The sequence below is a fragment of the Paludibacterium paludis genome (assembly GCF_018802605.1).
In the GTDB taxonomy this organism is placed as follows: Bacteria; Pseudomonadota; Gammaproteobacteria; order Burkholderiales; family Chromobacteriaceae; genus Paludibacterium; species Paludibacterium paludis.
The window spans coordinates 2,663,292-2,688,991 of the sequence record NZ_CP069161.1; the positions used below are offsets into that span (position 1 = coordinate 2,663,292).

20 protein-coding genes are annotated in these 25,700 nt (G+C 63.6%); 6 read left to right on the top strand and 14 right to left on the bottom strand.

Going from position 1 to position 25,700, the window contains the following annotated elements:
- Window positions 1-109: 109 nt before the first annotated feature.
- The 8 genes from JNO50_RS12140 to JNO50_RS12175 all read right to left on the bottom strand — a co-directional run bounded on the left by JNO50_RS12140 (window position 110) and on the right by JNO50_RS12175 (window position 10,756).
- Complete coding sequence (locus JNO50_RS12140) at window positions 110-1,642, bottom strand: OmpP1/FadL family transporter (RefSeq protein WP_189534042.1); 1,533 nt, start codon at window positions 1,640-1,642, stop codon at window positions 110-112.
- A 172-nt stretch (window positions 1,643-1,814) separates the two neighbouring features.
- Entirely contained in the window at window positions 1,815-2,207 is a 393-nt protein-coding gene (locus JNO50_RS12145) for an acyl-CoA thioesterase (RefSeq protein ID WP_189534040.1), read from the bottom strand.
- A gap of 108 nt (window positions 2,208-2,315) precedes the next feature.
- Window positions 2,316-4,769 carry an acyl-CoA dehydrogenase gene (locus tag JNO50_RS12150; RefSeq protein WP_189534038.1) on the bottom strand — a complete coding sequence of 818 codons (2,454 nt, stop codon included), beginning with the start codon at window positions 4,767-4,769 and terminating at the stop codon, window positions 2,316-2,318.
- Between the two features lie 28 nt (window positions 4,770-4,797).
- On the bottom strand, window positions 4,798-5,439 hold the full coding sequence (locus tag JNO50_RS12155) for a TetR/AcrR family transcriptional regulator (RefSeq protein ID WP_189534036.1): 642 nt from the start codon (window positions 5,437-5,439) through the stop codon (window positions 4,798-4,800).
- Between the two features lie 211 nt (window positions 5,440-5,650).
- Entirely contained in the window at window positions 5,651-6,841 is a 1,191-nt protein-coding gene (locus JNO50_RS12160) for an O-succinylhomoserine sulfhydrylase (RefSeq protein WP_189534034.1), read from the bottom strand.
- 98 nt (window positions 6,842-6,939) lie between these two features.
- Entirely contained in the window at window positions 6,940-9,042 is a 2,103-nt protein-coding gene (locus JNO50_RS12165) for a peptidase domain-containing ABC transporter (RefSeq protein WP_215796364.1), read from the bottom strand.
- Window positions 9,043-10,305 (bottom strand): HlyD family secretion protein, encoded by a 1,263-nt coding sequence (locus JNO50_RS12170; RefSeq protein WP_189534032.1) that lies wholly within the window; start codon window positions 10,303-10,305, stop codon window positions 9,043-9,045.
- Between the two features lie 265 nt (window positions 10,306-10,570).
- The gene (locus JNO50_RS12175) at window positions 10,571-10,756 is read right to left on the bottom strand and encodes a hypothetical protein (RefSeq protein WP_189534030.1); all 186 of its coding nucleotides are present in this window, start codon (window positions 10,754-10,756) and stop codon (window positions 10,571-10,573) included.
- Between the two features lie 300 nt (window positions 10,757-11,056).
- Between JNO50_RS12175 and JNO50_RS12180 the strand changes: the two genes are divergently transcribed.
- Both JNO50_RS12180 and JNO50_RS12185 read left to right on the top strand, forming a co-directional pair.
- Window positions 11,057-11,416, top strand: a complete 360-nt coding sequence (locus JNO50_RS12180; RefSeq protein WP_189534029.1) for a translation initiation factor Sui1 — start codon at window positions 11,057-11,059, stop codon at window positions 11,414-11,416.
- A gap of 140 nt (window positions 11,417-11,556) precedes the next feature.
- Window positions 11,557-12,840 carry a sensor domain-containing diguanylate cyclase gene (locus tag JNO50_RS12185; RefSeq protein WP_189534027.1) on the top strand — a complete coding sequence of 428 codons (1,284 nt, stop codon included), beginning with the start codon at window positions 11,557-11,559 and terminating at the stop codon, window positions 12,838-12,840.
- On the opposite strand, the gene JNO50_RS12190 is transcribed toward JNO50_RS12185, so the two are convergent.
- Window positions 12,824-13,711, bottom strand: a complete 888-nt coding sequence (locus tag JNO50_RS12190; RefSeq protein WP_189534025.1) for a LysR family transcriptional regulator — start codon at window positions 13,709-13,711, stop codon at window positions 12,824-12,826. The genes JNO50_RS12185 and JNO50_RS12190 overlap by 17 nt on opposite strands.
- Before the next feature lie 86 nt (window positions 13,712-13,797).
- Here JNO50_RS12190 and JNO50_RS12195 point away from each other — a divergent pair, with 86 nt between their 5' ends.
- Window positions 13,798-14,223 (top strand): multidrug/biocide efflux PACE transporter, encoded by a 426-nt coding sequence (locus tag JNO50_RS12195; protein ID WP_189534022.1) that lies wholly within the window; start codon window positions 13,798-13,800, stop codon window positions 14,221-14,223.
- A 149-nt stretch (window positions 14,224-14,372) separates the two neighbouring features.
- The gene (locus JNO50_RS12200) at window positions 14,373-16,316 is read left to right on the top strand and encodes a methyl-accepting chemotaxis protein (RefSeq protein WP_189534020.1); all 1,944 of its coding nucleotides are present in this window, start codon (window positions 14,373-14,375) and stop codon (window positions 16,314-16,316) included.
- A gap of 6 nt (window positions 16,317-16,322) precedes the next feature.
- On the opposite strand, the gene JNO50_RS12205 is transcribed toward JNO50_RS12200, so the two are convergent.
- Together JNO50_RS12205 and JNO50_RS12210 are read right to left on the bottom strand one after the other, a co-directional pair.
- On the bottom strand, window positions 16,323-17,795 hold the full coding sequence (locus JNO50_RS12205; RefSeq protein ID WP_189534018.1) for a multicopper oxidase family protein: 1,473 nt from the start codon (window positions 17,793-17,795) through the stop codon (window positions 16,323-16,325).
- Between the two features lie 76 nt (window positions 17,796-17,871).
- Window positions 17,872-20,046 carry a YgiQ family radical SAM protein gene (locus JNO50_RS12210; protein ID WP_189534016.1) on the bottom strand — a complete coding sequence of 725 codons (2,175 nt, stop codon included), beginning with the start codon at window positions 20,044-20,046 and terminating at the stop codon, window positions 17,872-17,874.
- A gap of 183 nt (window positions 20,047-20,229) precedes the next feature.
- On the opposite strand from JNO50_RS12210, the gene JNO50_RS12215 reads away from it, so the two are divergent.
- On the top strand, window positions 20,230-21,642 hold the full coding sequence (locus JNO50_RS12215) for a sensor domain-containing diguanylate cyclase (protein WP_189534015.1): 1,413 nt from the start codon (window positions 20,230-20,232) through the stop codon (window positions 21,640-21,642).
- On the opposite strand, the gene JNO50_RS12220 is transcribed toward JNO50_RS12215, so the two are convergent.
- Window positions 21,612-22,586 carry a bile acid:sodium symporter family protein gene (locus JNO50_RS12220; protein ID WP_189534013.1) on the bottom strand — a complete coding sequence of 325 codons (975 nt, stop codon included), beginning with the start codon at window positions 22,584-22,586 and terminating at the stop codon, window positions 21,612-21,614. The two genes, JNO50_RS12215 and JNO50_RS12220, sit on opposite strands and share 31 nt — an antisense overlap.
- Window positions 22,587-22,705: 119 nt before the next feature.
- On the opposite strand from JNO50_RS12220, the gene JNO50_RS12225 reads away from it, so the two are divergent.
- Window positions 22,706-23,599 (top strand): hypothetical protein, encoded by an 894-nt coding sequence (locus JNO50_RS12225; protein WP_189534011.1) that lies wholly within the window; start codon window positions 22,706-22,708, stop codon window positions 23,597-23,599.
- Between the two features lie 57 nt (window positions 23,600-23,656).
- Here JNO50_RS12225 and JNO50_RS12230 read toward each other — a convergent pair whose 3' ends face one another.
- Together JNO50_RS12230 and JNO50_RS12235 are read right to left on the bottom strand one after the other, a co-directional pair.
- Window positions 23,657-24,619 (bottom strand): ABC transporter permease, encoded by a 963-nt coding sequence (locus tag JNO50_RS12230; protein ID WP_215796365.1) that lies wholly within the window; start codon window positions 24,617-24,619, stop codon window positions 23,657-23,659.
- 2 nt (window positions 24,620-24,621) lie between these two features.
- A complete protein-coding gene (locus tag JNO50_RS12235; protein ID WP_244976376.1) occupies window positions 24,622-25,698 on the bottom strand; it encodes an ABC transporter permease in 1,077 nt (358 codons plus the stop codon).
- Window positions 25,699-25,700 lie beyond the last annotated feature (2 nt).

Genomic DNA, 25,700 nt, shown 5'->3' on the forward strand with positions numbered 1-25,700 from the left:
GAGAACACAATCATGGGGCAGGCCCCTCAATTCCTGCCTTGCCTTGTCGGGGAGGAGCATGTCGCCCCTCCCCTCCTCACCACGCCTCTAAACAGCCGTTGTCAACGGTTTAGAAGCTGTAGTTGTACTGCAGACCGACCATTTGCAGGTTGGTCTTGTAATTGCCGATCGTCGTTTCGCCGTTGCCGGTGCAGGTGTTGTCCGCGCCGATCCGGCAAGTGTCGGTGAAGTTGACCTTGGCTTTCTTGAAGAACATGTAGCTGTAGGCGAAATCAACCGACGACTGCTTGTTGAACTTGTAGTTGGCGCCCAGCGACACGACATAGCGGTCACTGTCGGGCAGGGCCGGGTGACGCAGACTGTCGTTCTTCACCGGCGACTGGTCGTACGCGAGACCCGCGCGCAGCAGCACCGCGTCGCTGTACTGATAGTTGGCGCCCACCGACACCTTGACGGTATCCTTCCACTCCTGCTTGATGACGAGATCCCCCTCATGCGTGCCGGGGAACTTGATGTCGATGCTCTTCATGCGCGAGTGGGCGGTCCAGGTCACATCCCCCATCAGGGCGATGGTCGGAGTCAACTGATGGAAGGCGTTGACGGCGACCGACTCGGGAGTGTTCACATCCACGCTGGCCGCCGAGTTGTCGTGCGAAGCGCGCAGTGCGGCGAGGATCGCGGGATCGGTTACCCCCGTGTAATCCCAGATCGCATTGCCCTTGAGCTTGTGCTGGATGTTGGAACGGTAAGCGATACCAAAGCGGGTATTCTCGTCCAAGGTGTACATGTAGCCCAGATTGAACCCGAAGCCCCAGTCATCCGCGTCCATGCGCGCCTGACCGTCGGGCAGGGCGGCAAGCGACTTGCCCAGCGCGGCGGTCACCGCGGTTTTCGCGTTAGCTAGCGTGGTGGCCGCCGTGGTGTTGCCACCCGCCGCCGCCGTCACCAGCGTCTGGTAGGCCGCCTGGCCGCCAACGGCCTGGACGACGCCCGCGCTGATCTTGCTGGTCGCCAGGGCCTGACCCGCCGCCGTGTACTTCACGGCGTTGGAAATGCCGCTGGCCACGTCCACGCCCTTGGCGAGCTTGGCCTTCATGTGCTGGGCCGACACGCCGAAACCGAAGGCGTGGTGGTCGTCGAGCTTGAACGACACGGACGGGTTCAGGTTGAAGGTTTCCAGCTTGATGTTCTGCAGCGCGTAGCGGCCGGCCCAGGTCTTGTCATAGTCGAGCTTGGCGCCGAACGGAACGAACACGCCAAGGCCGACGGTGATCTTGTCGTTGATCCGGTGCGACAGGTACAGGGACGGCGCGGCCACGAGTCCGGGCGCGAACGAGCCGCCGTTGTTGCCGCCCGTGGCGGCGCCGCTATTGCGCGTGGAGCCTTCCTCGGTGTACTTGGAATCCGGGATCACCAGAGTCACGCCACCGGAAAACTGGGTTCCGTCCAGGCGGGATAGGCCGGCCGGGTTGTAGAAAATGGTCGACGAGTCGGCGGCTTCCGCGCCGTTCGCGAAGGCGGTCCCCTGGGAGGAAACGCTCTGGGAACCGAAGTGATAGCCCGAAGCGACGGCCTGGGTCGACACGGTGACAGACGCGGCACCCATCATCATGACGGACAGGCTCAAGTGCTTGAGTTTCATGTTATCCCTCTCTGCGTATCAATTTATTTGATTTGGCATTCATATGTGCTGAACAACCCTGAAAAGGGGTTCAGCTGGGATAGTACCAGAGAATTAGAGCTTGTCCACTAATTCCAGAGCCTTTGTTCCAAACGCCTGTTTGACGAGACATCGCTGCAACACCGCCCTTCGCTCAGGGAATTCCCGCCGACGTTTCACCCAGCAGGCGTGATTTTCCCTGCAAGTCGACGGCGACAAACGTGACAATCACTTCGGTAATAAAAACCGTTTCCCCACTCATGCGTTCGGAGCTGACCGTAATTTTGAGCGTGATGGATTTTTGGCCGACACGCAGCTTTTCCACATACAGGTTGACCACGTCTCCGAGGAGAATGGGCAGGGAGAACTGGAAAGCGTTCACCGCCACCAGCGCCACCGGACCGCACGACTCCCGCTCGGCCACGAGGCTGCCGGCCAGATCGATCTGATTCATCAGCCATCCGGCCTGAACGCGCCCGTACGCGTCGGTACTGATCGGGAGAGCGCGAACCCTGAGAGCCGGCATTTTGTCGCAGGGAATGTCCATGGCATCACCTAATAAATGTTGGTGCATCTTGCGAAAGCCCGCCCAGGCGACGGACTTTCGCAAAACGTCCCGTCGGCGGGGCGCCCGAAGGCACCCCGCCCCGCCTCATCAGAAAATGTGGCGTTCGAGAAGCTTGTCGTCGTGATGAGTCATGGTCATGTCGAAGTCATCAACCATGATCACATCGCGCTTGAGCTTGCGCGCGCGGGTGACAGCATCGAACTCGGTCTGACTGATCACGCCGGCGGCCAGCGCTTCGTCCAGGCGCTCGCGATGGGTCAGCGCCTTGAGCTTGCCGTCGCGCGTCAGTTTGCGCAACTTCTGCTCGATAGGCTCGGTCTCCAGCGTTGCCTGCAGGGCATGCGGCAATACGCCGACCGGATCGCTCTCGCTTTGCGGCAGATACATGCCGCGGGTCAGGCGGTCGCGCGACGCGCCCGGCGCCATCATCAGACGCGCCACTTGCGTGCCCAGATGGTCGGACGGCGCCTGCAGGGTGAGGCCCCACGGGAAAATCACGCGGCGCAGCGCCCAGGCCAGCGGCCGGTTCGGCAGGTTGGCGAGGAATCCATGCATGGCCTGCTGCGCGTCGTACAACGCCGACTCGACAGCCCATCGCACCAGGGCGAGATCCTCCTCGGGCGCGCCATCGCGTTCGAAGCGCTTGAGCGAAGCGGTGGCGATATACAGGCCGGACAGCATGTCACCCAGGCGGGCGGACAGTTTCTCGCGGAACTTCAGCGAGCCGCCAAGACTGAACATCGCCATGTCGGACAGCAGCGCGAAGGCGCTGGACAGCCGGGTCACCTGCTTGTAATAACGCGCGGTGGGACCGGATACGGGCGAACCGGTGAAGGCCGCGCCGGTCAGGCCCAGCCAGAACGCGCGCACCTTGTTGCTGATCACGAAGTTGATGTGACCGGTGATGGCCGCGTCGAATTCCTTCAGGTCATTATCCATCGCGGCGCGCATTTCGCGCAGCACGAACGGATGGCAGCGGATCGCGCCCTGCCCGTAGATGATCATCGAACGGGTCAGGATGTTGGCGCCTTCCACCGTGATGGCGATCGGGATCGCCTGGTAGGCGCGCGCCAGGTAGTTGCGCGGCCCGAGCACCACGGCCTTGCCGCCATGCACGTCGAGCGCGTCGTTCAAGGTTTTGCGCATGCGTTCGGTGTTGTGGTATTTCAGCACCGCGGACAGCACCGAAGGCTTCTCGCCGATATCGAGACCGGTCAGCGCCAGGTCCTGCGCAGATTCCATCTGATAGGTGTAACCACCGATGCGCGCCATCGCCTCGTCGACGCCTTCGAACTTGCCGATCGGCAGACCGAACTGGTCGCGGATGCGGGCGTAAGCGCCGGTGACGAAGGTCGCGAGCTTGCCGGACGCCACGGACATGGCCGGCAGCGAAATGCAGCGGCCCACCGACAGGCACTCGACCAGCATGCGCCAGCCCTGGCCGCAATAGTCGCGGCCGCCGATGACCCAGTCGATCGGAATGAACACATCGCGACCCCAGGTCGGACCGTTCATGAATGCGGCGCCGCCGGGGTAATGGCGACGGCCGATGCTCACGCCGACATGCTCGGTCGGAACCAGCGCGCAGGTGATGCCGATGTCTTCCTTGTCGCCCAAGAGATGCTCGGGGTCGTAAAGCTTGAAGGCAAGCCCCAGGATGGTGGCGACAGGCGCCAGGGTGATCCAGCGCTTTTCCCAGCTGACACGGATGCCGATCACGTTTTCATGATGCTCGCCGGTGCGCGGGTCGGTGTAGGATCCGCGGCACACGTAGCCGTAGTCGGGAATACTGCCGGCATCGGAGCCCGCGGAAGGACTCGTCAGCGCAAAGCACGGAATTTCCAGGCCCTTGGCCAGACGCGGCAGATAATAGTCCTTTTGGGCATCGGTGCCGTAATGCTGCAACAACTCGCCCGGTCCGAGGGAGTTGGGCACCATGACCGACACGGCGGCGGTACCACCGCGGGTGGCGATCTTGGTCACCACCTTGGCGTGCGCGTAATTGGAGAACTCCAGACCGCCATACTGCTTCTTGACGATCATCCCCAGGAAGCCCTTGTCCTTGATGAACTGCCAGGCCTCTTCGGACAAGTCCTTGGTCTCGTGGGTGATCTTCCAGTCGTCGATCATCGCGCACAGTTCTTCGGTCGGACCATCGAGGAAAGCCTGCTCTTCGGCCGTCAGCTTCGGATCGGGGAAAGACAGCAGCCGCTTGAAATCGGGCTTGCCCGAGAACAGATCGCGATCCCACCAGACCGTGCCGGCGTTGATCGCTTCCTGCTCGGTCTGCGACATGGCGGGGGTGATTTTCCGGAAAACCCCGAACACCGGCCCGGTGAAGACCAGACGGCGCAGGAACGTCAGGTTGAGCACGGCGGCGATGACGGCGAAGACCGCCCACACCGCGATGGATGGCGTCGCGCCGCACAGGTATGGCAGGCCGGCCAGCCAGGCGGCGATGCCGACCGTCCAGGCCAGTACCGGCGCGCGAAAATACGCCAGCACGCCCAGAAGCGCAATCAGAATGATGGCTGTAATCATTGTATGTAAACCCTCGTGTTGACCCTACTCAGCCCTGGGCTGGCGCCACCAACCCCGAAACGACAAAAGGCAGAAGATGCTTGACGATCATGTCCGGATCGCGTGCCGTCACCACCTGGCTGCGCACGAAAATCTTCAGCACATCGTTGCCGGCGAAGGCGTTGAACATGATGCCGAAGGCAAGATGCATGCGCCAGGCCAGCTCCTCGTCGCTCAAACCGGGCAAAGCCTCCTTGAAGGCCTTGCCGAAGCGGTGCACGAACACGCTGTACTGTTGGGAAATGGTCTCTCGCAGCAGCCGGTGGTTTTCCACCAGCGCGCGCGACAGCAGGCGGACAAACAGCGCGCCGCCCCGCGACGGATCTTTCGAAAGGGCCAGACACGGACGGATAAACGCCATGACCAGCTCCTCGACTGTCGTTTTCCCTTCCGCCGCATCCAGCCTGTCCAGCTCAGCGAGGCAGGCCGCCACCAGCGGGGCCAGACGCCGCATGAACACGGACTCGAACAGCGCGTCCTTCGAGCCGAAGTGGTAATTCACCGCAGCGAGGTTGACTTCCGCCTGCTGGGTGATCATGCGCAGCGAGGTCCCTTCGAACCCGTGTTCGACAAACAGCCTCTCGGACACATCCAGTATTCGGGTGGCGGTATCGGGTTTACTCGCTTCCATGGTTTCTTGTGCCTTTTTCAGGTTCGTTGTTGGCTTGACCGTATCCATTTGGCTATTCGAACAAGCGTTTCAAACTTACGTTTTAATTTGATCAGTGTCAAGAAAATCCTGACGGAATGCCCACAAGGCCAGCCGCGCCGGCCGCAGGAAAACGCCGCCTTGCGCCGCGGTTCTTGAATAGTAGTACTTCCGTTTGAATCGAACGGCTGGATTACGTCGGAAGCCCGAGCAGCAGATCGCGCTTCAGATCGTCGACGTGTTCGAGACCGACCGCGACGCGCAACAGCCCCTCGCCGATCCCGGCGTTCTGCCGCGCCTCCGGCGTAATGCGGGCATGCGTGGTCGAGGCAGGATGTGTCAGCGTGGTTTTGACATCGCCAAGGTTCGCGGTGCGGGAAATCAGGCGGACCGCATCGACCACGCGCCAGGCCGCCTCGCGGCCTCCCCGCACTTCGAAGGAAACCACCGCGCCGCCCGCGGTTTGCTGACGGCTGGCAAGCTCATGGCCCGGATGGCTGGGCAGCCCGGGATAATAAACTCGCGTGACGCCAGGCTGGACCTCCAGCCAGCGCGCCAGCGCGAGCGCGCTCTCACACTGGCGCCGCATGCGCAAGTGGAGAGTTTCCAGCCCGGACAGCAGCACCCAGGCATTGAACGCCGACAGGGTCGGCCCCGCCGTGCGCACATGGAGGTAAACCGGCTCGATCAGCGCCGATGCGCCAACCACCGCGCCGCCGAGCACCCGGCCGTGCCCGTCCAGATACTTGGTCGCCGAATGCACAACCAGATCGGCGCCAAGCTTCAGAGGCTGCTGCAAGGCGGGAGTACAGAAACAGTTGTCGACCACCAACAGCGCGCCGGCGCCGTGGGCGATATCGGCAATGGCGCGGATATCAAACACATCGGTCAGCGGATTGGAAGGCGTCTCCAGATAAAAGAGCCGCGTCTCCGGACGCGCGGCCCCCGCCCAGGCGGCCAGATCGGCGCCATCGACGAACGAAGTCTCGACACCGAACCTCGCCAACGTGCCGGCGAACAGATTGGTGGTCGAACCGAACAGGCTCCGGGAAGCCACGATATGATCGCCGGCCTTGAGCGTGGCCATCATCACCGCCTGAATCGCCGCCATGCCGCTTGATGTGGCGATCGCCCTCTCCGCGCCTTCCAGCGCGGCCAGCCGCTCCTCGAAAGCGCTCACCGTGGGATTGGTGAAGCGCGAATAGGTGTATCCCTCCTGTTCGCCCAGAAACAGCGCCGCCGCCTCGGCCGCGCTGCCGAACGTGAAGCTGGAGGTCAGAAAAAGGCTCTGGCTGTGCTCACCATGCGGGCCGGGTTCCCGTCCGGCGCGCACGGCCAGTGTTTCGGGATGATAGGTATCGTGAAGCGGATTGTCGGAAGCCATGGAGTTCTCTATGCGGATCGTTTCGGCGCCCGGCGCTGCCCGCCGGACAATGACGAACATATTGCCCGAATTCCGGCCCCAGGGTAAATGACATATCCTTATATCGCCTGTTCCGCGCGGGCATTAGCCTTCCGGGAAATATCGATGACGCGATCCGCGCTGCGGATGGTCTCGGGACGATGGGCGACAATCACCCGTGTCAGGCTCAACTGGGCCACGGCGCGGCTGACTTGCGCTTCGAGCGCGAGATCCAGATGGCTCGTCGCCTCGTCCAGCAATAAAATCCGCGGCGCTTTGTAGAGGGCGCGAGCAAGCAGCACACGCTGGCGCTGCCCGCCCGACAAGGTGGTTCCCATATCGCCGGCCAGCGTGTGGTAGCCCATGGGCATGGCACGAATCGTGTCATGAATCGCCGCCATGGTCGCGCACAGCTCAACCCGGGCGAGGTCGGGACACGGATCGAAAAACGCGATGTTGTCGAGCAGGGAACCGGCAAACAGCTGATCGTCCTGCATGACGGCCGCGCACCAGGCGCGCGCGCCATGAACTCCCAGTTGCCGCATCGGCACGCCGCCGATCAGGATCTCTCCCTGCTCCGGCGCGAAAAACCCCAGCACCAGCTTCAGGATCGTGGTTTTCCCCGAACCGCTCGGCCCGACCAGCGCCACCGATTCTCCCTCGCGAACCGTGAAACTCAGGTCGCGGCAGACCCACGGTTCCGATTCGGCATAGCGGAAAGCCACTTCGCGAAATTCCAGCGATCCGTCGCGCGGTACGGCCAGGGAACGCAAGGGCTCCGGCTCAGGTTCGGTCAGCACGATATCGGACAGACGCTCGCCGGATAAACGCAGCAAAGCGAACAGGGCCGCCTTGTCGATCAAGCCGGCGACGTTTTCCGAGAACTGCGCGCTGAAGGCGATGAACGCCATATACATGCCCACCGAAAAGGAAGAGTCCAGCACCAGTGTCGCGCCGGCCCAAAGAATGGCCGCGCGCTCCAGACCGCACACCAGGGAAGCCCCCGCTCGATGCACGAAATGAAGTTTCTCGAGTCGTACCGCCGCGGCGGTCTGCTCGATGAGAAGATTCCACCATACAGCGCGCCGTTCGCTTTGCCGCTGAAACAGCTTGATCGCCTGAATACCCCGCAGCGTCTCGAGAAAATGGCTGTCGCGGCGGGCGTCGAGCACCATCTCCTTTTCGGCGGTTTCTTTCAGCGGTCGGTGAAGCGCGAAACGCAGCAGAGCGTACGCCGACACACCGGCAAGACTGATCAGGGCAAGACGCGGGCTGTACACCAGCATCAAAACCAGCGTACCGAGCGCCATGAAACCGTTCAGCGCCGCTTCGATGAACTGGGTCGTCAGCGTTTCCTGAATAGTGGTCACGGCATCGAACCGCGAGGCCACATCGCCGATGAAACGCCTTTCGAAGTAACCCAACGGCAGGCGCAGCAGGTGACTGAACACACGGTTCATCCAGCGAAGACCGAGCGCGGTGCCGACATAAAGCACGGCCAGGGCGCGGAAGGCCGACACCACGGCATGCGAAACGGCCACCAGCACGGCTCCAACGACAAGCACGGCTAGCAAATCCCGGTCGGCGCTGAAGAGCACGCCGTCGACCATCCACTGGGAGAACAGAGGCGGGGCGAGCGTCAGCACTTCCAGCACGGCCGCCATCAGAAAAATCTGCAGCGCCGCGTGGCCGAGACCGGGAGCGCCACCCAGCGCCTTGTTCCATGGAACCGAGCGTTTCGCCTCGATAGCGCCGAACCCGGCGACCGGAGCGAGTTCCAGCGCGAATCCGGTGAAGTGCCGCGACACATCGGCCCACCCGAGACTCACCCGTCCACGGGCGGGATCGTGGATGACAATGCCGCGCCGGCCGGTTTTCGCCAGCACGACAAAATGATTCAAATCCCAGTGAAGCACGCAAGGAGCGGCCAATTGATCCATTTCGCGGGGCTCCAGGCGCAAGGCCCGGCCCGCCAGACCCAAACGGTCGGCGGCCCGCACCATATCGGCCATGGTCATACCCTTGAGCGACACACCGCAATGCAGGCGCAACGAGGCAAGATCGATGCGGTGCCCGTGAAAATTCGCGATCATGGCGATAGCGGCCAGGCCACACTCCGCCGCTTCCGCCTGCAGCATGACAGGCAGGCGCCGCCCCCCGAACCAAACCGGTGTTCGCGACACTCAGCCCCCCCATTTTCCGGTGATACTGTACAACGGTTCGAGCACCCATTCGAAAAGCCGTCGGGACTCCAGCAGAATATCCCCTTCCACGCGCATGGACGGCAAGAGCGGCATGTCCCGGCCATAGGCCCTGACGAAGGGTCTCGCCAGGGCCACGCGGATGCGGTAAAGCGGCTCCCTGGCGTCGATCATGGACAACTCGCCAGGCAGCAAGGCGGTGGCGGACACGGCGGTCACGGTTCCACGGGCATGACCGAATTTCTGAAAGGGAAACGCCTCAAAACGAAGCTCGACGCGCGCGCCGGGCCGAATGAAACCGATGGCCCGGCTTGGCGCGAACAGATGCGCCTCCATGACGCCATCCCGCGGAACCAGAATGGCCAGGGGCTGATGCACCCCCGCGGGAGAGCCGGGCTGGGCGGTCAACGAGGCGACCGTCCCATCCTCGGGCGCCAGCACATGCACCTCGCGCTGCGCTTCACTGGCGGCCAGATCCTGCTTTAACGCTTCGGCTTCGCGCCGCAGCTCCATTTCGCGCGCGCGACGCCGAAGCGGCAAAGCATCGCGCTCGGCACGCAGCTCGGTCCGCTCACGCCGCAGCCCATCCATGCCCCTCGCCAGGGCGGCGAGGTTGCCGGCCGCCGCGAGCATGTTCTCTTCCTTCTGCTGGGTCTGCGCCGGCGCGACGAAGCCAGAGGCTTCCAGTGCGGCAAAGCGCTCGCGCGCCTTGCGCGACAACGCCAGCCGCCGGACCAGCAGCCGTTCCTCCTCTTCGCCGCGCACGATCTCCCGTTCGAGCAAGACCAGCCGCCGCGCCATGTCTTCGGATTGCATGGCGGTCAAACGGCCGTATTCTTCGATGCTGCGCTCGTAGGACTTGAGCCGTTCGTTCAAGGCCTGCACGATGACCCCCTGGGTCGGCCCCATGGCGCTTTCCTTGTCCGCGCCCAGCGTGAAGAGCCGCGTGCCCTTGTGAACCGATTCGCCCTCCTCGACATAGCGCCGCGCGACAATGCCCGGGTGGGGAGGATACACACGGATCACGTCGCCGGCTGGCCGGAGCACGCCGCTCACCGTCACGCGACGTGTGTAGCTGCCCCATGCAAGGTAAGCGAGGCCGACCAGAACGAGAGAGGTGAACAGATACGCCACGACGCCGGACCCCAGCGACAGCCTGACGCCCGCGGAGCCTATCAGCGCATCCGTCTGGCTGTGCACCGCGTCTTCACGAAACGGTGGAGGAGCACCGGGGGTACCGCTCATGGGCGATGCCTCCCGGGCATTCGAAGAGGATGACCGGCCACTCCCGGGAGAATGGCCGGCCGTTCAAACGCAGCCGGCACGTTCAGGCGAACCGGCATCCGAAGCGGTCGCAACAGGAAGGGTCGATTCCGGATCCTCTGGCATCGCTCTTGCCCGCGCCGCAGACTAACCGGAGCACGCCATGATCCACACTTTCCATTCCCACCTCCTGTGCTGACTGGAAAAACACTCCGGACTGTTCGGGCCATCCCATCCAGGCCACAAGCTAACCGCAACTGATGCCGCGGTTGCCGCTGTTTCCCTTGCCCTTGCTTTTGCCGGCGGCGCTATCGCGGCCCGTGCCCCTGGAGGGCGTGCCACGGCCATGAGCGCTGTCGCGCCCCGTGCCATCCTTCGCCTGGCGGGCTCCCCCGCCAATACTGCGCAACATGACCGAATCGACGATTTTCATACCCTTTCTCCTTATCACAATGAAATGAAAAGCCGGTACGGCGCGGCGCGCACCCGTGGTCAACCGCACCGGTTCAGATGCGTCCGCAATCTTGAAGCCGCGACCGACTCTTGCATTTTTGGCCAAACGGCCATGACCCTGAAGAGGAAAAGCACGTGTCCCTGCCAGGCTGTTTTCTCATTTCACCGCGGGTAAACTTACGTCCGGCAAGCCACGCGCCGGAAACATTCGCACGGCAAGGACAACGCCGGCGGCTTGCGGTATGATCCGCCCGGTTGATGTTTTACGAGGCGGCTCACGATGAAACCCCGATCCGGCACCGGAGGCCTGGTGTACTCGACCGAATTCGGACGTATGTGTCCGGTTTGCAGGGAATCTGTCGAAACGTGCCGCTGCGCGGAGGAAGTCCGCCCGGCTGGAGACGGTGTCGCCAGGATCAGTCGGGAAAAGAGCGGCCGGGGAGGCAAGGAAGTCACGGTGATTCGCGGACTGGCGTTGACCCAAAGTGAACTGAATCTGCTGGCCAAATCCCTCAAACAGGCCTGTGGCACGGGAGGCACCGCCAAGGACGGAGCCATCGAGATTCAGGGCGACCGCCGGGAAACCGTCGCCCGCGAGCTGGAAAAACGCGGGTTCACCGTGCGGCAGGCGGGGGGTTAGCCTGGGCGGTGGTCATAACCATACTGAAAGTGTTTCCTTTGCGTCACAATTCGCATAAAGCATTTGTTGCCGCCAAGCTTGCTCACTATCATTCGCCATGACAATGGCACGCGGTGTGCCATCCTCGTCGAGGGCATGCCATGGCGACAGAAGACGACTCTCTCAACGCGCTGCTGTTCGAAGCCATTGTCAGCCACTCGGAAAACATCATCGGCGTGAAAGACCTGTCCGGGCGCTATCTATTCGCCAACGTCGGGTACGCCAGAACATTCGGACAGCCGGCCGATACCTTTCTTGGCCGCTCCGACCGGGAGCTGTTTCCCTCCGATATCGCCACCAGCCTGCGCGCCGCCGACCGCCGCGCCCGCTTCTCCCAAAGCTCGATCATCGTCGAAGAGACCGTTCCGGTGAACGGTGAAATGCGCACGTATCTTTCCGTGAAATTCCCCATCCACGACACGGCGGGCAAGGTTTTCGCGACCGGCCTCATCGCCACGGATGTCAGTCAGTGGCGCAAATCCGAGGAGCAACTACGGCAAAGCGAAGAACTGTTTCGCCAGGCATTCGAGAATGCCACGATCGGCATGTGTCTGGCCGGACTGGACGGCGTACTGCTCCGGGTCAATCCGCAACTGTGCCGCACGCTCGGCTACGAACGGACGGAACTGGAAGGACACCCTCTTAGCGAATTCACGCATATCGAGCGGGGCGACGCGCGCCCGGATTATGTCCGCCACGCGCGAAACGGCGACGCGGCCTGGAGCGAACAGGACCGCCGCTATCGTCACAAGGACGGACACGATGTGTGGTGCAAGGTTTCAAGCTCGCTGGTCAAGGGCAGCCAGGGCGAACCGCTCTACTACATCAGCCATGTGCGCGACATCACCGAAAGCCGTCAGATGGAGGCGGAGCTCAAGCGGCTCGCCTCGACCGACCCGCTCACCGGCATCGCCAACCGGCGCTCTTTTTTCGAACACATCGAACAGGAGCTGCAGCGGCTGCGCCGCATGCAAACCCATGTCAGTTGTCTGATGCTCGACATCGATCACTTCAAGACCATCAACGACCGCTTCGGCCACCCCGCCGGCGACGAGGCCCTGCGTTTTTTCACGATGCTGTGCCAACAAAGACTGCGTATCACCGATGTGTTCGCCCGACTGGGCGGCGAAGAGTTCGCCATTCTGATGCCGGGCACGCCGCTGGACGGCGCCGTGGAGTTGGCCGAACAGATCCGCCAGTTGGTCGGCGCCACGCCCGTGACGCTTCCTGGCGCCTCCGTTCCGCTGACTGTCAGCATCGGCGTCACCGCTTTGCACCGGGACGACAATAGTCCGGATGCGATGCTCCGGCGCGCCGATGCCGCGCTTTACCAGGCCAAGACCAAAGGGCGGAACCGGGTCGCCAGCGTCAGAGAGGCGGCCTGACCGCGCGCGACGGCCCGGCCAGCCGTTCGATCCACCAGGATTGGGCCGGCCCCGGAATCGCCAGACGCGACCAGACCATATCGATCTGCACCGGCCGCGGCCAGCCGGCAACCGGCAGCTCCACCAGCAACCCGCCGCCGTAGTGCTCCACCAGCCAGCGCGGCAACTCGGCCCATCCCATGCCAAGACGCGCCAACTCCAGAAGCAGCAGATAGCTGGGCGATGACCAGCTGGGGCCGGAGCGCCCGCGCCCGGCCCCCTGCAGATAGGTACCAAGCCGAAGTTCGCGATGGGCGGACAAGTCCGTGCTCCCGACAGAATCGAGCGCGGCCAGCGGATGGCTGCGCGAGGCGTAGAGCGCGATGCGGCTTTCGCCATCGAGCCGGCTGTGCGCGAATGACGCGGGATAAGTGTCGCGCGCCGAGACAAATCCCAGGTGCGCCCTGCCCTCCGCGACCCAGTGCAGCACATCGTCGTCCTCGCCGAACAAACACTCGAGCTCCAGCGCGGGAAAACGTCCGGAGAAGTCGCCGACAATCCGTTCCAGTTCGGCGGAAGGGTAGGTATCGGACAACACCAGCGTCAGGCGAGCCTCCACCCCGGACTCCAGTTGCGCCGCCTGCCGCCTGAGCCGATCCACCCCGTCCAGCACCAGGCGGGCGCCGGACAGCAGCGCCTCCCCTTGCGAAGTCAGGCGCGGCTGGCGCCCCGACCGGTCAAAAAGGCTGACCCCCAGATCGATTTCGAGGTTGGCGACGCTTTCGCTGAGTGTCGACTGACTTTTGCCAAGCGCGCGTGCCGCGGCGGTGAACGATCCGCGCCCGGCGACTTCGGCAAAGGCCTGCAGAGCGTCCAGTGAGGGTGGGGGCATTATCGGTTTTTCCGATGGAAATCAATTTCCCATTATCTGCAATTCCGATAAGAATAGCCACCCGACCTCACCCCAAGGACACGATCATGCCGTATTCACGCTCACTGGCCGAGCGCATCACGCACGCGACCCTCTTCGAACTGGGCGGTGTGCTTCTGGTCGCACCGCCGGCTTCCTGGCTGATGGGAGTTCCGATGCTGCACATGGGCGCGCTGGCCGTCTGGCTGTCGACCACGGCCCTGCTCTGGTCCATGGCGTTCAACGCCGGGTTCGATGCGCTGCTGCGCCGCCGCGGGCTTGCCCGCACCTGGGCGGTCCGGATCGCGCACGCCTTGCTGTTCGAAGGCGGCTTCATCCTGATCGCGGTGCCGATCGCCGCGGCCTGGCTGAACATCGGACTTCTCCAAGCCTTCGCGCTGGATATCGGCCTGTTTCTGTTCTATCTGCCTTATACGTTCCTGTACAACCTCGGCTACGACACCGCGCGGCGCCGGCTGGTCGGTCAGTCCTGACGGCATTTCGCCCTCTGCCGCCCGCTCATGGGTGATGCGCAGCACAAAATGGGTTGTTTAAAAAACCGGCCGAATGAACTACATCTTGATATGTAGTCATCATCGGAACAACCCCGAGGGCAACCATGCTCGCATCGATCACCAGATGGATGAATCGTCTCAGCTATCCGGCGCGTTTCGGCCTGATCGGCGTCCTGTTCGCGCTGACGTTGCTTTATCTGACCTGGGGGCTTTATCGCACCAATCAGGCCAATATCGAATTTTCCGCGAAAGAATTGCAAGGCGTCGCCTACCTTGTTCCCTTTCCGGCGCTGCTGCAGGCCATTCAGGTCCATGCGGCAGGACAGGGAGACGGCGCGGCCATCGACGCGGCGCTGGGGCAATTGACCGAACAGGAGCGCAGGCTGGGCGCCGACCTGGGCACCGCGGAGCGCTACAAAGCCGTGATGGAAAAATGGAACGCCGCCAAGAGCGCGGCAGGCAACCCGGATGCGCGTATCGCGGCCCACCGCGACCTGTCCGCCGCCGTACTGGACCTGCTGGCGCAAGCCTGCGACGGATCCAATCTGACGCTGGACCCGGACATCGACACCTATTACCTGATGGACAATCTGTGCACCCGCCTTCCCGCGCTGACCGCGCGCAGCGGCGAAGCCGGCGCGCTTGCCCTGCTGCCCGCCGAAAACGGACTGCCCGCGCCGCGCCGCGAGCGCCTGATCGAGCTGCGCCCGCTGGCGGCTGACAGTCTGGGTGCGTGGAGCGGCAATCTCGCCAAGGTCGTGGCCTACAACCCCGCAGTCAAACAGGCTTTCCCCGACGATGCGACAGGCCTGCCCCAGGCGTTGAAATCCGTGCTGGATCCGGTTTCCGCCCTGCTTGGCGGCGCGACGCAGGACAGGACGTCCGGCGCGCTGGCCAGCGCGCTCTCCCCCTTGCAAGGCCGTCTTTCCGCCTTGCAGAACACCACGCGAGATCAGCTCACCAGTTTGCTGCAGATCCGCATCGACGGCATCCGCAGTCAGCGCGACCGCTATGCGCTCATCGCGGGGGTTTCGCTGCTCGCCTCGGTTTTCCTGTTCGTCGTGCTTTACCGTTCGATCACCCTGCAGCTGGGCGGCGAACCGTTCTACGTGATCGAAGCCATCAAGCGCATCGCCGAAGGCCGGCTGGACACGCCGATCAGCACAGAAAACCTGACTCGCGACAGTCTGCTCGGATCCATCGCCGAAATGCGCGACCAGCTGCGCGGCACGGTGGGAGAACTGCTGGAGATTTCAAGCAAGATCGAATCCGCCTCCCGCGAAGTGGAACACAACGGCCAGAAACTCGCCAGCACGGGGCAGGAGCAGCACGCGTCGGCCGACACAATCGCCGAGTCCATGGCGGGACTGAGCCGGCGGCTTGCCCAATGCGCGGAATTATCGGGCGAGGCGCACAGACATATCGACCGGGCGGAACAGCAAACCCAGTCCGGCAACGACAGAATCACACAGACGGCCGAATCGATGAACCGGGTGGCGAACCAGGTCAACGATGCCGCGCGCATCATCGAAGAGCTCGGAGAAAAGGTGAAGCAGATTTCCAGTGTAGTGAACGTGATTCGCGACGTTGCCGCCCAGACCGACATGCTGGCGCTCAACGCCGCGATCGAAGCGGCGCGGGCCGGCGAAACCGGCCGGGGTTTCGCCGTCGTCGCGGACGAAGTCCGCAAACTGGCCGAACACACGACGCGCTCCAGCCAGGAAATCTACCGGATCATCAGTGCCGTGCAATCCACGACGGAAGAGGCGGTGGCCATGATCCACGCCAGCCAGGAAAACGCCTTCCTCAGCGCCAGCAGCGGACAGGAGACCGTCGGGACCATGAGCGAAGTCTGCCAGGGCACCCGCCTGTCGAAAGGGTCGATCGAGGAAATCGCGGTTTCGCTGCGCGAACAGCAAGAGGACGGCGCCTCGATCTCGGGAAACGTCGCGCAGATGGTCGGCAAACTCGGCGAAGCCCGGGAACGGCTGGAGCAGAACCATCGCGAGGCCATGGCGCTGCGCGCCCTGTCCCGGCAATTGGCAGAGGCCGCCTCGGTGTTCAAGGTATAGCGGCGCTCACTCTACCCGCAACTGTCCCATCATGCCCTGCCCTTCGTGCTCGAGAATATGGCAATGGAACATGCGGATTCCTGCGAACGCCTGCACCACTCGGATACGCACCGTTTCCTCCGGAGCAAGATTGACCGTATCGCGCCAGGCCAGAAACGGCTCGGGCACGGCTCGGCCACCGCGAACGCGCTCGACGACCTGGAATTGGGTTCCATGCAGATGGAAAGGATGATCCATGTGCGAAGCATTGACGATATCCCACTCCTCGATCCGGCCGCGCCGGCTGACCAGATCGATGCGCGCCATATCGAAGGTCTTGCCGTTCACGAGAAATTTCATTTCGTGACGGCCATTTTCCATGCTCATGGTTTCGCTGAACTGCACCCGCTTGCGGGAAGCGGGTTCGCCCAGCGCGGGAACCGGCCGCAGCGTGTCGGGAATCGCCCCGGCGTCGCCCGACACCCCCTTGACCGTGGCGATAACGATATCGCGCTCCGGCCCGACATCACCCATTTTTTGCCGATCGTAGGCCAGGGCTATCAACTTCGTCTCCGTATCGGGCGCATCGACAATCCACTCGGCGCGCTCGCCCGGAGCGAGCAGCAGTTCCGTCATGCGGCGCGCGGCCCCGATCAGACCACCATCGGTGCCGACCAGCCAGAACGGGCGCCCGCCCAGCGACAGTCTCAGATAACGCGCGCTGCACGCATTCCACACACGCCATCGCTGTCGCCCCCTGACCCGGATCTCCGGCTCGCGCTGCCCGTTGATCAGCACGTATTGCCCTTCCCTGCCGTTCATCCAGTCCAGCTCGGTGTTGTCGGGAATGGCCCCGTTCCGGGCAAGACGCAGATCGGAAATCACCAGATGCTGCTCCGGCAGATGCGCCAGCGGATCGTGGCGCGAACGCACGATGAACGTGCCGGCCAGCCCCCTGAACACCTGCTCCGGTGTCGAGCCGTGGGGATGGGGGTGGTACCAATAAGTTCCCGCCGATCCTTCGGGAAGGGTGAAACGGTAGAGTCGCTCGGCCCCGGGAGGAACCGGGTCCGAAGGGTTGCCGTCCTGATCGGGCGGCACCGGCAAACCATGCCAGTGAACGGTCGTCGCGGACGGCAGACGATTGATGAACAGGATTTCCACAATGTCGCCCTCGGTCGCGTCGATCAACGGACCGGGCAAGGAGTCATTGTAGGCCCAGGCGGCGGTTTTCACGCCCGGCACCATTTCCACCACAGTGGGCGCGGCGACAAGCCGCGCGCGAAACAGCCCGGAGCGCCGCGACCGGTTGGGCAGGCGGACCAGCGGACGCAGCGGCATGCCGCCGGGAATGGCCGTGTCGGGCATCAGCTCGGACGGGACGGCGGCGCCATCCGGGACGGCATGTCCCTCGTGAGCGGCGGTTGCGGCCGCACGGCCGGAAAAGGCCAGCGCGACGGCGCTGGCGGCGGTGTTGGCAAGGAACTGGCGGCGATTCATCGATGGCCCTCACGGTTCAAAATACCCTGGCAGGGTATTTTGAACCGCTAGCGGCTTGAACACAAGAACGAATGGATCAGCGTGCCCGCCCGCCCGGTTTTTTCTTGCCGATGCGTGGCGGGGCATCCTGGAAACGTTTGTCAGAATGCGCCGTGCGCGCGGAGTGGAACGCCTGCGTCCGTCCCTGACCGCCGCCATCCCTTGGCTGAAACGCGGGAATCAACTGATGGCGGCCATTGCCGATCAGGTCCTCGCGCCCCATATCCCGCAAAGCATCGCGCAACATCGGCCAGTTGGCCGGATCGTGGTAACGCAAAAAGGCCTTGTGCAGCTTGCGCCGGTATCCGTCGCGCACCACATCGACCTTCTCGGAACTGCGTGAAAGCTTTTTGAGCGGATTGCGCCCGGTGTGCCACATGGTGGTGGCCAGCGCCATCGGCGTGGGCATGAAGGTCTGCACCTGATCCAGACGGAAATTGTTCTTTTTCAGCCACAACGCGAGGTTCATCATGTCCTCGTCCTCGGTGCCCGGATGCGCCGCGATGAAATACGGGATCAGGTACTGCTCTTTGCCCGCCTGGCGGGAGAAGCGCTCGAACAGCTCCTTGAACTTGTCGTATGCGCCCATGCCGGGCTTCATCATCTTGGACAGCGGCCCCTCCTCGGTATGCTCGGGCGCGATTTTCAGATAACCGCCGACATGATGGGTGACCAGTTCCTTGATGTATTCGGGCGAACGCACGGCCAGGTCGTAACGCAATCCCGAACCGATGGAGATCTTCTTCACACCGGGCAGTGCGCGCGCCTTGCGGTACAGCTGGATCAGCGGGGCATGGTCGGTGTTCAGGTTTTCGCAAATGCCCGGATACACGCAGCTGAGCCGTCGGCAGGAGGACTCGATCTTCGGGTCCTTGCAGGCGAGCCGGTACATGTTGGCGGTCGGTCCGCCCAGATCGGTGATATGGCCGGTGAACCCGGCGGTCTTGTCGCGGATCTCTTCGATCTCGTTCAGGATCGACTCTTCCGAGCGGCTCTGAATGACCCGCCCTTCATGCTCGGTGATCGAACAGAACGTACAGCCGCCAAAACAGCCGCGCATGATGTTCACCGAAAAACGGATCATGTCCCAGGCCGGAATGCGGGCGTCCCCATACGACGGGTGAGGATTGCGCGCGAACGGCATCCCGAATACGTAGTCCATTTCAGGCGTGGTCAGCGGAATGGGAGGCGGCGTCAGCCAGACATCCCGGTCGCCGTGCAGTTGCACCAGCGCGCGGGCATTGCCAGGATTGGATTCCAGATGCAGGGTACGGCTGGCATGGGCGTAAAGCACCGGATCGTGCGCCACCGCTTCGAACGCGGGAATGCGTACCACGGTGCGGGCACGCGCTTCCTTGCGCCGCGCCACGCGCTCGGCGGCCGGCACGATCCGGATGGGCTGCGGTGCGTCCGGCGATGCCGCCGCCGGCTCGGGCATGTCGGCATAGGGATTGAGGTGGGGATCGATGCGTCCGGGCACATCGACCGTGGTGGAGTCCACCTCCTCCCACGTATCGTCAGGACGCCAGCCGTGAGGCACGACAAAGGCCGTACCGCGCACATCGCGGATTTCGCTCAGATGCTCGCCGCGCGCGCAACGGTGGGCGATCTCGACAAGCGCCCGTTCGGCATTGCCGTACAGCAGAATGTCGGCCTTGGAATTGACCAGCACGGACGGCCGCACCTTGTCGCTCCAGTAGTCGTAGTGGGCGATGCGCCGCAGGCTCGCCTCGATGCTGCCGATCATCACGCCGATGCCGGGGTACGCTTCGCGGCAGCGTTGCGCGTACACCGTCACGGCGCGGTCCGGACGCCGGTTCGGTTCGCCATGTGGCGTGTACGCGTCATCGGAACGAGGGCGGCGATCGGCGGTGTAACGGTTGATCATGGAGTCCATGTTGCCGGCCGTCACCCCGAAAAACAGATTGGGCTTACCAAGCGCCCGGAACGGATCGGCACTGTGCCAATCGGGCTGACAGATCACACCGACGCGGAACCCCTGATCCTCGAGCAGTCGTCCGATCAGGGCGATCCCGAAACTGGGATGATCGATATAGGCGTCCCCCGACACGAGGACGATGTCACAGGAATCCCAGCCGAGCTCGTCCATTTCCTGGCGGCTCATCGGCAGGAACGGCGCCTTGCCGAAACGTTCGGCCCAGTATTTGCGGTAGCCGTTGATGGGTTTGGGTGCGGGTAATTGATGGGTCATGGCGGGAGTCATTGTCAGGCAGACGCGCATTGTGCCAGAAAGCGCGCCGCGGGTTAAGTCGTTTCCCCTGTTTTTTCAACAGTCTAGACGGCCGGGCCGCACAATGCGACTCCGCTTCTCGCCCTCTTGGCGCGCTGGCTATAATGGCGGCACGGAACATCGCCGGACATAGAGATAATAACAATGGACAAAGAGACACGAAGCGGAAACGACGAGCGCAGACTCGCGCTCATCCGGGACTTGCGGGGCACGGACCGCGCCCCCGAACTCGAACGTCTGACGCGCCTCGCACGGCGCGTTTTTCGCGTCGCCGCCGCCCACGTCACCCTGCTCGACGACAATACGCAATGGATCAAGGCAGGCCAGGGGCTGGAGATCACCCACTGCCCCCGCCAGGACTCGATCTGCCGGTATACCATCGAGGCACAAAGCGGGCGCCTCGTCATCCCCGACCTGTCCACCGAAACCCGATTCGCCGAATCGCTGGTCGGAAAACAGGGCTACCGGTTCTACGCGGGCATCGTGCTCCGTTCGCGCGAGGGACTCCCCCTTGGCGCGTTTTGCCTGCTCGACACTCAGCCACAGGAACTCGATGCCGACGAAATCGCCACGCTGGCCGACCTCGCGGCGCTCGCCGAACGCGAATTCCACCTCTGGGAACTCTCGCAGCGCGCGCTGCGCGAGCACGCCACGCCCTGGCTCGGCACGGATCAGGAGTCGGCCCTGCAGTCCATCGTCGACCACCTGCCCGTGCTCGTCGCCTATGTCGGACGGGACCGGCACTACCGCTACGCCAATGCGTTCTACCAGGAGTGGACCGGCATCGACCGCAATCATGTCATGGGACGGCATATCCGCGAAGTATTCGGACCCGAGTTCGAAGCTTTTCTCGAGCCCTATATTGAAACCGCGCTGTCCGGCCGGCAGGCCGTCTACGAATCGGAAACGTTCCTTCACGGACAAAAACGCCAGATGCGCGGGGTCATGACTCCCGATTTGCGGCCGGACGGTTCGATACCCGGCTACTTTCTGATGGCGCAGGACATCACCGCGCGCAAGGCGCTGGAAGACACCCTGAAACAGCAGGCGCGCGAAGACCCGCTGACCGGCCTGCCCAACCGGCGCGCCGCCATGGAGGCCATCGACGCGGCGCTGGCGCGGCAAACCCGCGTGAAAAAGGGCTTGGCGCTGATGTTTCTCGACCTGGACGGATTCAAGGAAATCAACGATAGCCTGGGGCATGACGCCGGCGATGCACTGCTGCAGCAATTCGCCGGACGGCTGCTCGCCGCCGTGCGCAGCACCGACATGGTGGCCAGGCTGGCCGGCGATGAATTCGTGATCCTGCTCGAGCACCTCAAGGAAGCGGACATGGACGCCCACCTTCTGGCCGGCAAACTGATCGCCACGATGAACGCACCGTTCCAGCTGACCCAGGGCAGCGTCAAGGTCACCACCAGCATCGGTATCGCCATCAATCCTCCCGGCGGCCAGATCAGGGCGGGAGATCTGGTGACGGCCGCGGACAAATCGATGTACCGCGCCAAGCGCCAGGGCAAAAACCGCTACGTATTGGCGGGGGACCGGCGCGCATAGCGCCGGGCCAGCACCGCGCACACCATCAACTGGATCTGATGGAACAGCATGAGCGGCAGGACAATGGCCCCGAGGCCATGCCCGGCGAACAGCACATTGGCCATCGGCACGCCGCTGGCCAGACTTTTTTTCGAACCGCAGAACACGATGGTGATCTCGTCGGCCAGGCAGAACCCGAGCCTTCGGCTCGCGCGGCTCGTGGCGAACAGCACGATGGCCAGCAGTACGACATTGACGAGCACAAGCCCGGCAAGGGCCGAGAGCGGCATCGCGCGCCACAGTCCTTCCACCACCGCCGCGCTGAACGCGGTGTAGACCACCAGCAAAATCGAACCCTGGTCGACAAACCGCAGCGCGGACTTGTGCCGGGACACCCATTCGCCGATCCAGCGGCGCGCCATCTGGCCGGCCAGGAACGGCAGCAGCAGCTCGGAGGCGATGCGCCATACGGCCGACCACGACATCGGGGCCTCCTGCCCCGAGGCGAGCAGCAGCGAAGTCAGCAAAGGTGTGGCAAGGATGCCGACCAGGCTGGAAGCCGACGCGCTGCAGACAGCCGCCGCGACGTTGCCCCGCGCCATCGACGTGAAGGCGATCGAGGACTGGACGGTGGCGGGCAAGGCGCACAAGAACAGCACCCCGGTGTACAGCTCCGGCGTCACCAGCGGCTCCAGCACGGGACGCAGCAGCCAGCCGGCCAGCGGGAAAAACACGAAGGTAAACCCGAACACGGTCAAATGCAGCCGCCAGTGGGTCGCCCCGGCCAGCACGGCCTCGCGCGACAGCTTGGCGCCGTGCAGAAAAAACAGCAGGGAGACCGCCAGCGTGGTGACACTTTCGAACAGCGTAGCGGCACGGCCCGAGCATGGCAAAAGTGTGGCCAGCAGCACCGTCGCCAATAGCGCAAGCGTGAATCCGTCGGGAAGAAAACGTGGACGTCGCATCAAGAGAATCCGAACCGGGTATTTTTTGCATTGTGCCGCCAAGACCTGGGCATGCACAAGGCCGCCTCAGCGGTGGTGTGATACCATCAGCCTCCCGGAATCAGGAGACGACGCCCGACATGAAGCGCCTTATCCCGTTGCTGCTGACGCTCTTCCCTCTCGCCGCCGGCGCCTTTCCCGAGCAGGCCGGCAATGCCGCCTTCTGGAAAGCCATGGATTGGGATCATCCGGCGACAACGCCGGTCTGGCAGGACCGCAACTGGGTGAACTACATCGGTGTGCCCGCCCCGGGCGAAACCCGTCAGCGCATTCAGGACGTGCGACTTGCCGATGTCGATCTGCTGGCCATCCTCGCCCGCAGCGGAACCTCGTCGCGCCAGCCGGATCAGCTGCAATTGCTCACCCAGGCGGCCGACCGCCGGCGCGATCAGTGCCCGGCGCTGACCCGCTGGGCCAAAAGCCGCTTCGGCGCGCCAGCCGCGACATCCGACGCCGGGTACACGCTGAATGCCGAGTCCGGCAAGGGCATGGTCCAGTCCGATCTGAGCTATCAGTGGGACATCGGCACCACCCGCCTGACCCTGCTGTGCCAGACCAGGGAAATCCCCACCCAGCCGGGCAAACCCCTGGTGGAGTCGTTCAGCCGGCTCACGTTCGGCAGCCTCGCCGCCACCCCCGAACTCAAGCCGCTCGTCAGCGCGTCCTGCACACGCAACGAACACGCAGCCGGGGCCTCTGAGCCGGGCAAGAGCCTTGACCGGATGGGGTTTGTCATCGACGAGAACAAGCGACTGATCCGCCGCCCCGACAAGGTCCCCCTCAAGGCAAGCGACGTGCGCATCGACAGGGACAGCGTCAGTTTCTCTCTCGAACGCGATACGGCGAGCAACGATTACCGTCTCGATCGCAACACCGGCCTGCTGACCGGCACCCTGCGTCTGGCCGGCATTCCGATGATCCGTATCTCCGGACACTGTCAGCTCAAGCCGCTGACAGGCGCGGCCTCGCCATGAAAAAAACCGTCCCGGGGCCGCAGCCCGGGGACGGTTGATCGGGATGCCAGTCCGCGCTCAGCGCGACTTGACGAAAGGAATGCCGATGGACTTGGGCGCCACGGAGCGGCCGACGAAACCCGCCAAGAGCAGCACGGTCAGCACATAGGGAATCACCGCGATGAATTGCGACGGAATGATGCCCACGCCTGGCAGCGCCACGCCTTCCAGGCGAATCTGGATCGCGTCGGCGAAGGCGAACAGCAGGCAGCCGATCACGGCCGGCACCGGACGCCACTTGCCGAAGATCAGCGCCGCCAGCGCGAGAAAGCCCTTGCCCGCCGTCATCTCCTTGATGAAGGCTCCGGTCTGGTAAACCGACAGGAAGGTACCGGCCATGCCGCACAGCGCGCCATTCCAGAACAGCGCGATATAGCGGACGCGGGCAACCGAGACGCCGGCGGTATCGGCGGCATGGGGGTTTTCACCCACGGCGCGCAGGCGCAGGCCGAAACGGCTCTTGTACACGAACCAGGTCACCACCGGAATGATCACGATGGTCATGTAAACCAGCACACTGTGCCCGGACAACAGACGGCTGTACAGCTGCCCGATGACCGGCACGTCGGCGAGCTGTTCGGCGAACGGCAGCACCACTTCGTGGAAACGGCCTTCGTCCGGCAACTGCGGCGAGTTGCCGCCCTGCTGGAACCAGGCGAGTCCGAGCACCGGCGTGATCCCGGAAGCGATGGTATTGACCGCCATCCCGGAAATCATCTGGTTGCCGTTATAGGTCACGGACACGAAGGCGTGCAGCATCGCCAGCATGATCGACGCCATCATCCCGGCCATGAGACCGATCCACGGGTTCTGGGTCACGTAGGCGGCGGCGGCCGACGCGAAGGCGGCCGTCAGCATCTTGCCTTCCAGGCTGATGTCCACCACGCCAGAGCGTTCGGAAAACAGCCCGGCGAGCGCCGCCAGAATCAGCGGCATGGCGACGCGGATGGTCGAATCGAGAACACTGATCAACTGATCCATAATCACTTTCTCCGCTTGAAGAGGGGGGCGATGAACGGCTCGAACAGGTTTTCCAGCGCGCCGCAGAACAGGATGATCAGACCCTGGATGAAAATGATCATCTCGCGGGTGATCACCGGCTTTTCGAACGACAGGTCAAGTCCGCCCTGCGTCAGAGCGCCGAACAACAGCGCCGACAGGAAAATCCCCACCGGGTGGTTGCGCCCCATCAGTGCCACGGCGATGCCGACAAAACCGATGCCGTTGGTGAAGGCCACGTTCAGGCGGTGGGTGGAGCCCAAGAGCTCGTTGACCGCGGCGAGGCCCGACAGGCCACCGGACACGCTCATCGCCAGAAGGATCACCAGCGTGACGTTGATACCCGCGTAACGGGCCGCCTTGTCGTTCACGCCGACGGTCCGCAACTGGAAGCCCCAACGCGTATGCCAGATCACCACGTAGAACAGCACCAGCGCGACAAGCGCGATGAGGAAGCTCGCGTTCAGGGGCGTCGACGGGATCTCGACGCCCACGGCGGCCAGCATCGACTGCATGGAGGCGACCCAGGAGGACGCGCCGAATTCGCGCGTGGTCGGATTCTGGGAACCCGGTTCGATCAGCAGGTGCCCGATCAGGTAGAGCATCAGCGACGAGGCGATGAAGTTGAACATCATCGTCGTCACCACGATATGGCTGCCGCGCCGTGCCTGCAGCCAACCCGGAATGAACGCCCAGGCGGCGCCGAACACGATCGAGGCGAGCACGGCCAGCGGCACCATCAGGGGGGCCGGCAGCGCATGGTCGAGCGCCAGCACCACCAGCGTCACGCCCAGGCCGCCGATATAGGCCTGCCCTTCCGCGCCGATGTTGAACATCCCGGCATGGAAGGCGGTGGCCACGGCCAGCCCGGTGAACACGAAACTCGTGGTATAGAACAGCGTGTAGCCGATGCCCTCGCTATAGCCGACCGCGCCATGAACCAGGATCTGCAGACACTCGAGAGGGTCCTCGCCGATCATCCAGGTCACCAGCGCGGTGACCAGCAGCGCGGCCATCAGGTTCAGCGCGGGCAGCACGGTCAGCTGGGCCCAGCGCGGCAATG

Bases quoted from the DNA above. Each gene is read 5' to 3' on its own strand.
- JNO50_RS12170 (WP_189534032.1), bottom strand. From the start codon at position 10,305: ATGAGCGGTACCCCCGGTGCTCCTCCACCGTTTCGTGAAGACGCGGTG.
- JNO50_RS12140 (WP_189534042.1), bottom strand. From the start codon at position 1,642: ATGAAACTCAAGCACTTGAGCCTGTCCGTCATGATGATGGGTGCCGCG.
- JNO50_RS12145 (WP_189534040.1), bottom strand. From the start codon at position 2,207: ATGGACATTCCCTGCGACAAAATGCCGGCTCTCAGGGTTCGCGCTCTC.
- JNO50_RS12210 (WP_189534016.1), bottom strand. From the start codon at position 20,046: ATGACCCATCAATTACCCGCACCCAAACCCATCAACGGCTACCGCAAA.
- JNO50_RS12175 (WP_189534030.1), bottom strand. From the start codon at position 10,756: ATGAAAATCGTCGATTCGGTCATGTTGCGCAGTATTGGCGGGGGAGCC.
- JNO50_RS12215 (WP_189534015.1), top strand. From the start codon at position 20,230: ATGGACAAAGAGACACGAAGCGGAAACGACGAGCGCAGACTCGCGCTC.
- JNO50_RS12150 (WP_189534038.1), bottom strand. From the start codon at position 4,769: ATGATTACAGCCATCATTCTGATTGCGCTTCTGGGCGTGCTGGCGTAT.
- JNO50_RS12185 (WP_189534027.1), top strand. From the start codon at position 11,557: ATGGCGACAGAAGACGACTCTCTCAACGCGCTGCTGTTCGAAGCCATT.
- JNO50_RS12195 (WP_189534022.1), top strand. From the start codon at position 13,798: ATGCCGTATTCACGCTCACTGGCCGAGCGCATCACGCACGCGACCCTC.
- JNO50_RS12230 (WP_215796365.1), bottom strand. From the start codon at position 24,619: ATGGATCAGTTGATCAGTGTTCTCGATTCGACCATCCGCGTCGCCATG.
- JNO50_RS12225 (WP_189534011.1), top strand. From the start codon at position 22,706: ATGAAGCGCCTTATCCCGTTGCTGCTGACGCTCTTCCCTCTCGCCGCC.
- JNO50_RS12205 (WP_189534018.1), bottom strand. From the start codon at position 17,795: ATGAATCGCCGCCAGTTCCTTGCCAACACCGCCGCCAGCGCCGTCGCG.
- JNO50_RS12220 (WP_189534013.1), bottom strand. From the start codon at position 22,586: ATGCGACGTCCACGTTTTCTTCCCGACGGATTCACGCTTGCGCTATTG.
- JNO50_RS12155 (WP_189534036.1), bottom strand. From the start codon at position 5,439: ATGGAAGCGAGTAAACCCGATACCGCCACCCGAATACTGGATGTGTCC.
- JNO50_RS12190 (WP_189534025.1), bottom strand. From the start codon at position 13,711: ATGCCCCCACCCTCACTGGACGCTCTGCAGGCCTTTGCCGAAGTCGCC.
- JNO50_RS12160 (WP_189534034.1), bottom strand. From the start codon at position 6,841: ATGGCTTCCGACAATCCGCTTCACGATACCTATCATCCCGAAACACTG.
- JNO50_RS12180 (WP_189534029.1), top strand. From the start codon at position 11,057: ATGAAACCCCGATCCGGCACCGGAGGCCTGGTGTACTCGACCGAATTC.
- JNO50_RS12200 (WP_189534020.1), top strand. From the start codon at position 14,373: ATGAATCGTCTCAGCTATCCGGCGCGTTTCGGCCTGATCGGCGTCCTG.